This window comes from Sphingobacterium sp. WOUb80, from assembly GCF_050058145.1.
GTDB lineage: Bacteria > Bacteroidota > Bacteroidia > Sphingobacteriales > Sphingobacteriaceae > Sphingobacterium.
On sequence record NZ_CP165617.1, the window covers coordinates 2,872,442 to 2,886,356 of the forward strand.

The window sequence follows — 13,915 nt, forward strand, 5'->3', positions numbered from 1 at the left end:
TGCTATTGATAAGGATTTCGAACTAACTTAGGATTATTATTAATCCAGCCTTGATCGATGAAATTATAATAGTTCTGATATTTAAAATTTCTTGGATAGAGTGTATGACTCGATTTCTGTTTCTCAAAAACCCATTTACCATCGTTCGGATCCCCTGGAGCATATATTTTATATGGAAATAGGGCATAGTGCACCGCATTGTAATTATCAGCACTTCCGTTCCAGATTTCATGGGCAATACGCAAACGCTTCAGATCCCAATAACGATGATCTTCGAAGGCAAATTCAACCCGGCGCTCCTGAATGATATCATTCAAAGAAATAGTCGTCAATGGCTGTATCCCCGCGCGCTCCCTAATCTTATTGACATATCCCGTTAACTCAGCTTGCGGTTTACCAAGTTCAAGTCCGGCCTCTGCAGCAATCAGCAGAAATTCAGCATAACGGAAGCGCACAAACCAGATATCTGATCCACGCCCACGAGTAGAGGCATCTTTATTTTCGTCGATAAATTTCCTGATATTAAATCCAGTTTTGTTGACATACATATCGTTGGAAGTCGTTGGGCCATCTTTGCTTGTAATAATTCCTCCAAATTTGGAATCAGAAGCACCGGGTATTGCGGTCATCGTCTTCCAAACACCCCCCTCTTTGTATCGAACACCGGCTTGATAAGTGATTTTGGTACCAGCAAAATCAGCACCAGAATAAATTACAGTACCATATAGGCGTGCGTCTTTATTGGCGAATAACTCTTCTGGGTTATTGTAATAAATGTAATCTCCCGTGGCAGTCTTCGTTTTCAACGTACCATTCCGATCATTTGTATATTCAAATGCTTCCACCAAATTTAAAACAGGCGTAACAAAATTGGCATCAATATCTCCACGTACGGATGAGGCAATGTTATTGTTGGTAAAAAAGTGTGTTTCACCCGGATACGCATAATCCTTCGCCCAAATAACTTCATTGCTACTTGATTTTGAACTTACGGCAAGGTAGAAGTTCTTTCCTTTGTCGGCATTTCCATTATAGAGCGCATAAGGGCTATTGCTGATAATATCCAATGCGGATTCATAAGCTATCTGGTAATATTTATTGGCTTCGGCTGCCGGAATCCCCACCTCATTCCCTGCCGTTTTTACATCCGGTGTTTTATAGTTATACTTCGCTATAGAAGCAGCGTACAGACTTGCTCGCGCCTTGAGTGCCAAAGCTGTCCATTTATTCGCTCTAGCTGAATTTATGGTTTTCTCTATACCGAGCATTTTAGCCGCCTCGGTACATTCGCTAATCACATAATTATAACTCTCGGCTTCTGTTGATCGAGGTGTCTGCAACTCTGCCGGATCCATACCACCCGTATAGTCATAGATCTTATCCCCCACCAAAGGCACACCTCCCAAACGCTTAATCATATTGAAGTAGGTCCAAGCACGAATAAATCTCGCCTCGCCTTCGATACTCTTTTTATTATTTTCGTCCAATGATGATTGACGAACACCTACGATAAATTGATTCAGATTGCGAATCAGTTCATAGTCATACATACGCCAAAAGTCATTCGGAAATTCCTGCATTGTATTGGGGCCACCACTTGAAAATCCGGCCTCGTCTAACATCGCAAAAGATCCATTGTCGCCAAATTGCTGTCCCCAGCTAATCCGTCCATAATAATTCGCTAGCACAGATTTTATCATATTCTGATCCGAAAAGATCTGATCGTCCGTAAAAATAGCCTGTGATTCCCGTTCCAAAAATTTATTGCAGCTTGAAAATGTACATACCAAACATACACCCAATAAAATAACTTTCTTATTTATCATCTTCATTAAAAAGTTAAGGTAACACCAACATTTATAACTCTGTTTGTTGGGTACTGAACGCCCGAATCACTTGTGATTTCCGGATCTATCTTCATATCACCCAAATTATCTATGCTAAACAGATTCTGCATCATGGTATATATCCTCAATTTCTGAATTCCTCGAGGTTTCATCCATTTATCCGGCAAAGTATATCCGATCTGCAGATTTCTTAATTTCAGATAGTTGACATTGGTAAGCCAAAAGTCACTATGCCAATAATTGCTATGATCCCTATTTCCTTTAATTAACGTAGGATATTTTCCAGGGATCAAGGCACTATTTGGATCCGTAATATCACTCAACATCCACTGGTTTTCCATATAGTACTGCGGATTGTTGCCACCATCATGAAAAGGGAATACGGCCTCATAACTCGGATTAAAGGAAGCAAAAGCTGCTCCGGTGAAATCCATTGCCAAATCAAATCCCTTAAATTGGCCACCAAGATTAATTCCGTAATTGAAATAAGGAAGGCCGCCTTGTCGATATCCGATTGGCCGCTCATCCAGCTCATTGATCACTTTATCGCCATTAATATCTTCGTACTTGATATCACCCGGCCGTAATGATGAGTTACCTTTACGGTCATTGTCTACATCATAATTTGCAATTTCTTCCCAGGACTGGAATTGTCCAATGGAATGTAATCCCCAATTGAGAAAGGCATAACGGTCATAGATCGATTTCCGATATTGATCCAAAGAGTTTCCAAAACGTGGTTTATATTGCTCACCATCAGTTTGCCGTGCGAAAGTGAAATTACCGCCTACGAAATAGTTAAATCCATTGACGCTACTCCGCCACATTAATGATCCATCTATACCTTGGTGAATATCTGAATTCAGATTTTCATAAGGTAAACTAAAGCCTACTTCATTCGGTATCAATACATCTTCTCGCTTCGCGGGCAGTCCTGTTCTTTTTCGACGGAAGAAATCTACCGAACCTGTTAATTTACCTTTTAGCGTACTAAAGTCCAAACCAACATTTAGCATATGGGCCTGAATCCAAGAAAGTGTTTTAACAGGAAGACCTCTCGCCTGAGAACCAATCACGTAATTCCCATCAATTGTTGAACCGACTATATTCTGATAGCCGTCACGGACAGGTTTCCGGAAATAATTATATCCACTTAAGTAACCAAAAGCAAAATATTCCCAGGCATCCAAATTATCATCGCCCAATACACCGTAAGATCCTCTTAATTTCACATCGTCCAATACCTTTTTCATACCTTCAGACCAAAATTTTTCGGATGAAACACGCCAGCCTGCAGATACCGAAGGAAAAAATCCCCATCGACTTCCAGGAGCAAATTTCCAAGAACCGTCATAGCGCGAAGAAAGCTCCAAGAGATATTTCTGATCATAATCATAATTGACCCGACCTGCAAAACCTGCTCTCGCCTGGGTATTCACGCCCGTATCATTGTAGGTGTCCATTGTCTGAAAATAGATCAAACTCAAGGCATTGGATGCTGGACGATCGTGCACGTAAACGTCTGGATTATCCCTTTTTATGGACTCAGCAGCAAGCACAGCATTGATTCCATGTTTACCGAATCGCTTATTATAATTTAAGGTAAATTGGGTGGAGATTTCTTCCACCTGCGAAATAGATCTTTCCCGCCAAGGGTTGTCCATGCTAAAAGTGACCGGATACGTATCTGTCTTCTCATCGTAGCCATATAGTTTATAGGTAAACTCTTGATTATCCATCCATTTATTGGCCAGATAATAGCCTATTGTCCCCTTAGCAATCAAATCATTTGTGATCTTATATTCCGCATTAAAATTTAACTGCATCACCCGCCATTTTTCCTGATATGTACCCGATAGATCATAATTCAACATCGCAAAGTTGGTTTCGGCATTAGGCGATGTTTGCGTTGGATACAAAGGATTATCGTTGGCAAAAGGTCGCGCTGTAGGCAGGTTACGATATATCGCAAATAAGGCCTGCCAAGTATCGTCAGCACCGGGTACTCCAGGTTGTTTGCGCTGTTCGATCCGTCCGTTCAAATTGGCCCCTATCTTTAATCGTTTCGATACATTCGCGTCAATATTCATTTGCACATTGGTACGATTAAAACCGCCGTAATTACGGATGATGGATTGCTGATCCAAATGTCCTACACTCAGGTAATAATTAATTTTCTCCGATCCACCACTGACATTACCCGAAACATAGGTCTGTGGGCTGGTTCTGAGAATATAATCATACCAATCAAAAGGACGATATCCTTTCTCGGTACCTTGTTGCCATTTTTCAAGATCCGCCAACGTATATTGTGGATGTTCGGTTCCGAGAATAGCATCAGACTGAATATAGCTTTTGATATAAGTACTGGCATCTGCTGGCTTGGGAAAGCGGAACATGCTCTGCCAGCCGTAATAGGAATTGATATTAAAAGTATTATTATCGCCCCGCTTTCCCTTCTTTGTCGTCACAACAACAACACCATTGGCCGCACGTACACCATAAATAGCGGCCGATGCATCCTTCAATACCGAAACCGATTCAATATCATTGAAGTCCAAATTGTTGAATTGGCCTTCATCTTTTTGAACACCGTCGATTACATATAAGGGTGTTCCCATATTCCGAATACTGATCCCTGTGGCTGCTCCTGGCCGTCCATCTGACATACGGCTATTGACCCCTGCTATCTTTCCGACCAGGGCTCCAGAAGTTGTTGTTGCCACCGATCGCGAAATATCCTGCGAAGAAATTGCCGTAATTGCACCCGTAACAGATTCTTTCTTTTGTGTACCGTACCCTACCACAACAACTTCATCGATACGTGCATTATCATCTTCTAAAGTAATTGCCAAATCGGCACTCGCTGCCACTTCTTTTGAAATATACCCTACCGAACTTACAGTCAGTAGATCCCCGGCATTCACACCTGTCAGACTAAAATTACCTTTTGCATCTGTTGAGACGGCTGTATTTGGTTTGGATTTTAAAGCGACTGTAGCTCCTACGATCGGATTGCCATCCTTATCCTTAACAACCCCTTTTATTGCTTTTTGCAACTCGATCCCATCAGAAGAAACTGGCATTAAATTAGCTCCCTTAGCTAAGGGGATAAAACTGCTCGCACAGCAGAGCAATGTAGCAGATATTGGCAGACATTTAAGACCCTTAAACATACCTAGATTGATTAGTTTGTATAATTGATTTGTCCAAAATTAAGGTATATTCAATCGTACAGACTTTCGTTTTTTCTCAAAAAACTGCCTATTTGTATCAAATAAATAAAATAGACCTAAAACGTTTTAAAGTCTATTAAAAAGAGAAAGTACACCTCTTTTCAGTGGTGTACTTTCAAACCAATCATTATTAAATATGTATTATTTTACCGAAAAACGATACAGGGATTTCGTTTGATAAACTTGCCCGGGGTTTAGGACAGTTGTTGGAAAATTAGGCTGATTTGGTGCATCCGGAAAATGCTGCGGTTCAAGACAAAAAGCTGTACGAAAGGAGTCTTTTTTACCGTTCTTCAATTGCACTTGCTCATTCATAAAATTACCGCTATAAAATTGTATTCCAGGTTCTGCAGTCAGAATATCCATAACAATACCCGATTTATCTCCAATCACATGGGCTGCTTTGTACCACTCGCCATCTTTCTCCTTGCTTAAGACAAAGTTATGATCATACCCCTTTCCAAAGCTCAGTTGCTGATCATTGGCATTAATATCTTTTCCTATTGGTTTCAAGGTTGTAAAATCAAAAGCTGTTCCCTTTACTGGTGCCAATTGCCCTGTTGGTATTAGTGTACTATCCACTGGTGTGTATTCATTCGCAAACAATTGAAGCTGATGATCCAGAATTGTACCGCTTCCCTCACCATTTAAATTAAAGTAAGCATGATTGGTCAAATTGATCACTGTCTTTTTATCGGAAGTAGCACGATAGGCAATCATCAATTCATTATTATCGTTAAGCGTATAAGTCACTTCCATCTGGATATTTCCTGGAAAACCCTCGTGCCCATCAGGTAAGGTGTAGGCAAATGTAAGGGATGATTTATCTGACGATTTTAAGGTCCAATTGGCAAAGTGCACTCCTTTGAAACCTCCATGTAACGTATTGGGTCCATTATTTACCGCCAATGTATAGGTTTTATCATCCAATTTAAATTTCCCCTTGGCGATCCGGTTACCAAAAGGCCCTACAATAGTACCAAAAAATGGTTCTTTGGGATTATTATAATCAGCCGCTTTAGAAAAACCCAAAACAACATCGCATAATTCACCCTTACTGTCAGGTACCCATAATCCCACTAAACGTGCACCAAAATTGGTAAAATAAGCTTGTACGCCATTTTTATTGCTCAGTTCATATAGATAAGCCTGTTTTTGATCAATAGTTCCGCTGAACTGTGCAGTATCCATGAAGGCCGATAAAGAATCTGCTTTTGAAGTTTTAGAACCCGTCGATTGCTGACAAGACACACAAAATGCCAACATTGCAGAAAGACCAAGCAAGGTCATTTTTCCTTTCATTCGTAATATTTTAAATGGTTTATAATCTTTGTTTAGATAGAACCTGCGTCCTTTTCTAGATTTTTTATAATTTTAGCGATTACAATATATAGGCTAAAGTCTTAATTTTTTTAGAAATTATAAGATTAAATTGTTTCATTTTAGCACTATTTTGTATCAATAACCAAATGATCATGATCAACCTGAAGTCTTTACGTTTTCTATTCTTTCTGTTGCTTCCGAGATTGCTCCATGCGCAGCCTTATTATTTTAATCATTATCAAATCAATGAAGGGTTATCAAATAATGCGGTCATCTGTAGTATGCAGGATAGTCAGGGTTTTCTTTGGTTTGGCACAAAAGATGGTCTAAATCGCTTTGACGGTAATAATTTCAAACATTTTGATGCCTCCAAATCTGGAAAAAACAGTTTAGGTGGCAATAATATCATCTCTTTGAAAGAAGACTTTCGAAAGAGAATTTGGATTGGAACAGATCAGGGAATCTATTGCTACGATCCTGTCGATGAACAATTTAGACTCTTGAGCAAACAATTTGAAAATGCAGACGTCCCTGTTATTATTACCGATCAACGCAAAAGGATCTGGTTTATATCAAATGGAATGCTCTATTGCCATGATTTAGTTAGTCACGCAATTCAACAATTTACAAAATCAGATCTCTATATTACCTCCATCAGCTGCACAAAAAGTGGCTCTGTATTTTTTGGAACTCCTGAAGGCAAAATCTTCCAGATAGGTCCTTCCGAAAAACCCGTACTCATACTTGATTTTCAGGCGAAATATGGTACTAAAGATTGGTTTAGTATTGAGAAAATAACAGAAAACCGCCAGGGAGACTTGTTGATTGGCACCTCAAAAACTGGTGTTTATAGCTATCGCTTTCAAGATAAATCCCTTAAGTCCATCCTTGGACCAGATCAACTGCATCAATTTCTCTATGTCAGAGATATTATACAGCCAAATGATCATGAATATTGGTTTGCAACGGAGTCTGGCCTCTTCATTTATCAAATTGCTAGCCGACGTTACATCAACATTCAGAAAGAACAAGAAAACCCTTGGGGTATATCTGACAATGCCATTTATAACATCCTACAGGATAAGGATGAAGGTATTTGGTTGGGAACCTATTTTGGTGGGATCAACTATTATCATAAGAACAATAGTATCATCGAAAAATTCCTCCCGCAAGATCGCCCCGGGAGCCTAAAAGGCTCTGTTGTACGCATTATCAAAAAAGATATCGATCAGAATATATGGATAGGCACCGAAAATGGAGGGCTATCTAAACTGGACCCTAAGTCGGGTAATATCCAAAACTTTTTCGATAAGCGGGGGAATCTGGCAAACAATAATATCCATGGCGTTCTTCCCATTGGTGATAAACTACTGATCGGTACCTTCGTCAATGGTCTGGACATATTTTCGCCAAAGCTTCAAAAAGTAATTTATCACATTGATCGCAATAACAATGCAAACCCTTCTGATCTACAAAGCAATTTTCTATTTTATCTCTATAAAACTCGAAAAGGAGAAATTCTCGCCGCTTCAACGCGCGGATTATACCGCTTTGATCTCGAAAAAAAATCATTCCATCTGATTGATAATGTCCCTGAATACATGTTTTATACGACTATTTTGGAAGATAAAGAGGGAAATATCTGGGTAGGTACATGGCGAGATGGGCTTTTTTGTTATAATCCGGCAACGAAGTATTTCAAGCATTTTACCCATCGCCAGAACGATCCCAATGCCTTGCCCAATAATAGGGTCAATAGCTTATTTGAGGACTCGCAAAACCAAATTTGGATAGCTACAGAAGGTGGAATGGCAAAGAAAAAACCAAATCAAGATAGCTTTGAAAACATTGGCTTGGCGGAAGGAATGCCAAGTAATGTGACACTCGCCTTTCTAGAAGACAAGCAAAACAACCTTTGGGTGAGTACTTCAAAAGGTCTGGTACGCTACCATCTTCCCAGCGGTAGAAAACGGATCTTCAACTTGGAGTCAGGCCTACCGACGATTCAGTTCAATTACAATTCATCTTTTGATGACGACAATGGGAACTTCTATTTCGGTACTATCAATGGCCTTATACGTTTCAACCCTGAAAAACTAAACCAAATTAACTATAAGAATCAAATACCGATTTATATCACTAATTTTTACATCAACAATAGAGCGATCAATCAATATACCGATGCAAGTATTCTATCAAAATCAATCTTATTCACAAAAAATATCAAACTAAAACACGACGAATCATCCTTCAGTCTTGATTTTGCGGCATTACACTACCAAGCCCCCCACTCTATTCACTATAGTTATAAAATGGATGGTCTTGACGATAACTGGATAGATATTACAAGCAATCAACGTGCTTATTTTACCAAACTTGCTCCCGGCAACTATGTTTTTACTGTAAAAGCGGAAGATCCCAATGGGAATACGATTCCTACTTTTGCCAGTCTTAAAATCACCATTCTTCCCCCTATCTGGGCAAGTGTACCGGCCTTTATCTGCTATGCACTCATTCTTGCCGGACTCATTATCTTTGTGATTCATCATTTCAATGAAAAGATCAAACAGCGCAATCGACAGCACCTTTTAACCGTACAAAATCTCCGTGAGCAGGAACTCTACCGTTCAAAAATCAATTTTTACACGGATGTCGCCCATGAGATACGTACGCCATTAACATTGATCAAAGCCCCGCTAGAAAAGCTTATGGATAAGGTAGATCACAATCCTGTAACAGACAAGCTATTATTGACCATGCAGAACAATACGGAGAAGTTGATTGCGCTTAGCAATCAGTTACTGGATTTTAGACAGGTCGAAACGGAAGGATTCAAATTACACTTTGAGTCAGAAAACATAAGCCAAACGGTTCAGGAAATCATCAACAATTTTACAGTCACACTCCAGGTACAGGGAAAGCAGATTGTGTCGCACATTATGCCCGATATTATAGGTCAGGTCGATATAGACGCTTTCGACAAGATTTGTTACAACTTATTGAATAATGCGCTTAAATATTCATCATCCTATATCGAAGTGAATTTGAATATGGATAAACAGAAAAATATCTTTATATTGACCGTGAAAAACGACGGAGCTTTAATTCCTTCAGAAGAAAGGGAAAGAATTTTTGAACCATTCAATCGTTTAAAACAAAATAAGAATGTTCCTGGAAGCGGTCTGGGCTTGGCATTGACAAGATCTCTGACGTTAAAACACCAAGGTATCTTGTTATATAGCACAAACGACCTCCAATTGAACGTATTTAGCTTGACGTTACCTTTGAATCACAATACAAACCCATAATTATGAATGCGAAATCCAATTTATTATTAGTAGATGATCATACCGAACTGCTCGAATTTATTGCAGATGATCTCAATGAAGATTATCAGATAACAACAAGTTCCAATGGAAGAGAGGCCTTGGACTTATTGTCCACGGAGTACTTCGATCTGATCGTAAGCGATGTAATGATGCCGGAAATGGATGGTTTTGAGCTCTGTCAAAGAATTAAAGAAAATATCGCTTATGCACATATTCCACTTATACTTTTAACGGCAAAAAATAGTATTGAATCAAAAATTCAGGGTTTAGAATTTGGTGCCGACGCTTACATTGAAAAACCTTTTTCGCCCGCTTTTTTAAGAGCACAAATAGCTAGTTTATTAAAGAATAGAGTTAAGGTCAAGGAGTTTTTTATTAAAAACCCGATGTCGCAAATACAGCAGATCGGCCAGAATCAGAGTGAACAGGAGTTCTTGCTGAAAATTGAAGAAATCATTATGCAACATCTCGATGATCCCCAGTTTAATGTCGATAGAATGGCAGATATTCTCTGTATGAGTAGACCTACGCTCTACCGCAAAATCAATGTGGTATCCAGCCTATCACCCAATGAACTGATTAATTTAACTCGGCTCAGAAAAGCGGCAGAACTGCTTATTCAAAAACAATATAAAGTTTACGAAATTTCTAATTTATTGGGCTACAGTTCCGCTACTCATTTCTCACGTAATTTTCAAAAGCAGTTTGGCCAAAGTCCTACCGAATTTCAGGACGCTCAAACTGCTTTATCTAAATCTTGAACAAGCAAATAATCATATCTGAATAAAAATAGGTGTCCGTCCAAGCGTGCACCTATTTTGTTGGTTCAACTTGCGCAAGTGTTGCATACTGTGCTGCATAAGTAAACATAAACATTCCCTCCAAATCATTCTTACTTTTATCATTTGCCCAGCCTCCAAGCAAGTCATTCGGCAGAAATCCATCTTTCAAGAAATGGGTATAGCCGTAATCCAAGTTTTCCTGAAAAGATTTTGCATACAGTCCAGCCTTGCTATAATTGGGAGATATAGCGGTATATCCTCTTAACAACACGCCGTTAAACCAATTATTAAAACCATCTGTTGCATAGGTATAGTGCTCAGGAATCTGCTGCCCTAACTTTCCAAAATAAATAAAAGTCGCATCGGCGAGTTTCTTACCATCTTCTAAATAGCTTTTTGCTTTCGTAACACGATATAAGTCGGCGGCTCCAGAAATCATCGTTCCACTATTATAGGAAAATGCTGTTCCAACCGCTTTTCTGAGCTCGGTATTTTTTCGATATTGTACGCCATTGACCGTTTCATAAGCTATAGAACAATCTGGAAAACAATCACCCATCATATCCGCATAAACACCCTTTTCATTAAGAAGATATGCCTTTTGCCAGTCATAAATCCTTTTAGCATAACGAAGATAAAAATCGCTCTTCCTCTCTTTTTTAGAAATACGAGTTAGTTTATCTTTCGGATCAATGGAATGCGCGAGGATTTGATCTCCTCTCTTTTTATAGATTTCATACAATGCAACAAGCGGACTAATAATCGGTGCATTACTACAGGCATGCTTAGTTACATATCCTGGGCCCCATGGGATTCCTCCATGCTCTTTCCCTTTCTCATCCAAAGTACAATCCCAACCATCAAGAACATAAGCAGTAAGGTACTCAGCTTCTTGCAAATAGCGTTCTTGCCCAGTCAAATGATAAGCTTCCAATAATTCCCGTACTAGCCACATCTGATCATCATAGACATTCAGTACTCCAGTTACATTTGCTTTTCCTTTTTCTCGGACGCGATCGACAGCATACACCGTCCATTCTTTATGTTGTGTAAAAGATGTTAGCGTAAATGTCCCTAAATAATAAGCTGCATTTGCATGAAGCTTAGCCAATAAATCCACATAGCGGGAGTAATACTTTCCGTAAAGCTCGCTATTACCTGCCTTTTGTTGCTTTTTCAAGCCACTCAACACAGCGTTTACAGCTTCTATGGAAGCAGAATACATCCATACACTAGCTGTTTCTTCGGATCGAACCTTCGTAAATGGGTTATAAAAACGATGCATTTTGAAATCTTCACCGGTAAAATAGACGTCCATTGATCGATCAATCAATTGGATTGCCCGTAAAAGATTCTGCTGACTTTTATTTTGATCATGTACTGATCTTTGGGTGTACAATTCTTGTGCACAAGCCTGTTCTACACAGAGGGGTGATACTGACAGAGAAATGAGAGATAATGCCAAAAAGGGCCGAAAGCGAAAGGATTTGAACATGATATGGTTTTTAAATTGATTACTTAGTTTTTCATTCGCTTTGGTAGAGCGCGATAACTGAGGTTGAAGATAAGCATTTTTGAACAAAAAAAATCGCATTTCAAAAAATGCGATTATATGGATTGTCCTCAAGCTCAGTCAACCGAGACTTAGTTCAGTCAACTAAGCTGCCATTGGCTGACGATGACGATTTACAAATTGCTTTTTCAATAGATACAATTTGTAATGGTCGTACAAACCAATGATTAAAAGAACAAAACAAACCACGTAAAATGTCTTATTCGATAAATAGGTGAATGAAATACCGCTCACAAGCCCTCCCATGACATAGGCTCCCACGATACTAAGCAGTAAATGGAATTTGTCGACCAATGCCTTATTGCTTCGGTTCGACTCCTTAGTGAACATCGAAATCAATATTGCTAAATCTGTCGTTAGCCCTGTCAAGTGCGTCGTTTTCACAACAGAATTCGATATGCTCGCTGTTAAACCATTTTGTAATCCCATTGCAAACAGCAATGCACCGACAAGAATCTCTGTTTCTTTCAAAGAATCTTCATAAAATACATCAAGATATATCCCCACAAATAATATACTCAGTATTTCCAATGCCAACGGAATGGAATGTGTCAGATAGGAGCTAAAACGTCCTTTACCATGAATGATGATAAGATTCGAAAGCATACTCCCCACTAGAAAAAGTAAAATCCAAAATAGCACTACTGCACCTTGATACCAATTTCCTTTCGCAATCTCTTGCGCAAAAACAGCATAATAACCTGTTACATTGGATGTAAACGAGAAAAAGACAATGACAGATGCGACATTGACCATTCCCGCAGAGAATGCAGTTATTCCCCCTAATTTGATATTATCTTGAATCGTTCTATGATTGCTATATTTTCTCAGCATATTTTTCCTTTCCTCCTTTTTTCAGCACAATTCGTGCGATTCCTTTCGTCTGCATATCCAAGTTAAGATGCAGTATCAATTGGTTTTTATTCAATTTTTGTATGACAAAGCTTTCTATAAGCTCATCATTTTTCCGAAGCTCAAGGATATGACCTCGTCCCTTCAAAAACCAATTGTATTGTTTGTCCTCATGATGGGCAATAAAATTTTTGTCACCCATTTTTTCAAAATGCCACAATCCATCCTGTAATGGTGGAAGATGCGCAATGGCAGCATCTTTTATCCCCTCATGGATAACTGCCTGTTTTTTGAATGTTGGAGATTTCTCCACTTTCTCAAAGTACCAACCTTGCTCTTCCCATTCTCCCTCTAAAAGCCGCTCAGGGTTTTCATAAAACATCACCATGGAGCTCGCTCCCAAAAGCAAAAAGGACAACAAAACAAAGTTGAACCGTGCCAATATTTTTCTCTTAATAATTAACATCCCATTTTTTGTTAAAAAATAAATCCGCCAAAACATTTCCTCCGGTTTTGTTTGTCCCGGGTCTTTCTACGATCGAGACATTCTTCTGCTTACTTTTACTCAAGTGAAGCAAAGCCTGTCCAACGTCGAAAAAATGCCGTGTTCTTTTTTCAAATTCATAATCTGTGGGAACTTTGACTTCATCAATCCGAGCTCCGCGCAAATAATGTTGTAAATAATTGAGATTGTCAGAACCGATGATATCTGTATAGATATTTAGCTTACGATTTTCATAACGATGACAGATCATCTGGCAGGCCTTCAAAAAGTCCTCCGATTGAAGATTACTGAGTTGGTCATCCAATGTGATTCCCAATAGTTCGCTGATCGATGTACTGCTCTTATTACCATAGACAAGAATGATTTCAAGTTCTTCGGCTGTCGATTGCTCTATACTATGAATCACAAAAAAAAGCGAATCAATCGTAAAATCACTTGGAATCAATACACGCATTGCCTTTGCCATAT

General features: G+C 39.1%; 9 protein-coding genes. 2 read left to right on the forward strand and 7 right to left on the reverse strand.

Annotated features, from left to right (window positions below):
* Window positions 1-2: 2 nt before the first annotated feature.
* The 3 genes from AB1Z56_RS12255 to AB1Z56_RS12265 all read right to left on the reverse strand — a co-directional run bounded on the left by AB1Z56_RS12255 (window position 3) and on the right by AB1Z56_RS12265 (window position 6,385).
* Window positions 3-1,826 (reverse strand): RagB/SusD family nutrient uptake outer membrane protein, encoded by a 1,824-nt coding sequence (locus AB1Z56_RS12255; RefSeq protein ID WP_309363136.1) that lies wholly within the window; start codon window positions 1,824-1,826, stop codon window positions 3-5.
* 5 nt (window positions 1,827-1,831) lie between these two features.
* A complete protein-coding gene (locus tag AB1Z56_RS12260) occupies window positions 1,832-5,023 on the reverse strand; it encodes a SusC/RagA family TonB-linked outer membrane protein (protein WP_426792155.1) in 3,192 nt (1,063 codons plus the stop codon).
* Between the two features lie 201 nt (window positions 5,024-5,224).
* Window positions 5,225-6,385 carry an aldose epimerase family protein gene (locus tag AB1Z56_RS12265; RefSeq protein WP_426792156.1) on the reverse strand — a complete coding sequence of 387 codons (1,161 nt, stop codon included), beginning with the start codon at window positions 6,383-6,385 and terminating at the stop codon, window positions 5,225-5,227.
* Between the two features lie 173 nt (window positions 6,386-6,558).
* On the opposite strand from AB1Z56_RS12265, the gene AB1Z56_RS12270 reads away from it, so the two are divergent.
* The gene (locus AB1Z56_RS12270; protein WP_426792157.1) at window positions 6,559-9,714 is read left to right on the forward strand and encodes a two-component regulator propeller domain-containing protein; all 3,156 of its coding nucleotides are present in this window, start codon (window positions 6,559-6,561) and stop codon (window positions 9,712-9,714) included.
* A gap of 2 nt (window positions 9,715-9,716) precedes the next feature.
* Window positions 9,717-10,496 carry a response regulator transcription factor gene (locus AB1Z56_RS12275; RefSeq protein ID WP_426792158.1) on the forward strand — a complete coding sequence of 260 codons (780 nt, stop codon included), beginning with the start codon at window positions 9,717-9,719 and terminating at the stop codon, window positions 10,494-10,496.
* A gap of 52 nt (window positions 10,497-10,548) precedes the next feature.
* On the opposite strand, the gene AB1Z56_RS12280 is transcribed toward AB1Z56_RS12275, so the two are convergent.
* The 4 genes from AB1Z56_RS12280 to AB1Z56_RS12295 form a co-directional block, all read right to left on the reverse strand.
* Window positions 10,549-12,012, reverse strand: a complete 1,464-nt coding sequence (locus tag AB1Z56_RS12280; protein WP_426792159.1) for a glycoside hydrolase family 76 protein — start codon at window positions 12,010-12,012, stop codon at window positions 10,549-10,551.
* Between the two features lie 162 nt (window positions 12,013-12,174).
* Window positions 12,175-12,924: a YoaK family protein gene (locus AB1Z56_RS12285; RefSeq protein WP_426792160.1), complete on the reverse strand. Its 750-nt coding sequence runs from the start codon at window positions 12,922-12,924 to the stop codon at window positions 12,175-12,177.
* On the reverse strand, window positions 12,908-13,408 hold the full coding sequence (locus AB1Z56_RS12290; RefSeq protein WP_070567934.1) for a hypothetical protein: 501 nt from the start codon (window positions 13,406-13,408) through the stop codon (window positions 12,908-12,910). The genes AB1Z56_RS12285 and AB1Z56_RS12290 overlap by 17 nt, the downstream gene beginning before the upstream one ends.
* Entirely contained in the window at window positions 13,395-13,913 is a 519-nt protein-coding gene (locus tag AB1Z56_RS12295) for a hypothetical protein (RefSeq protein WP_426792161.1), read from the reverse strand. The genes AB1Z56_RS12290 and AB1Z56_RS12295 overlap by 14 nt, the downstream gene beginning before the upstream one ends.
* Window positions 13,914-13,915: the final 2 nt, after the last annotated feature.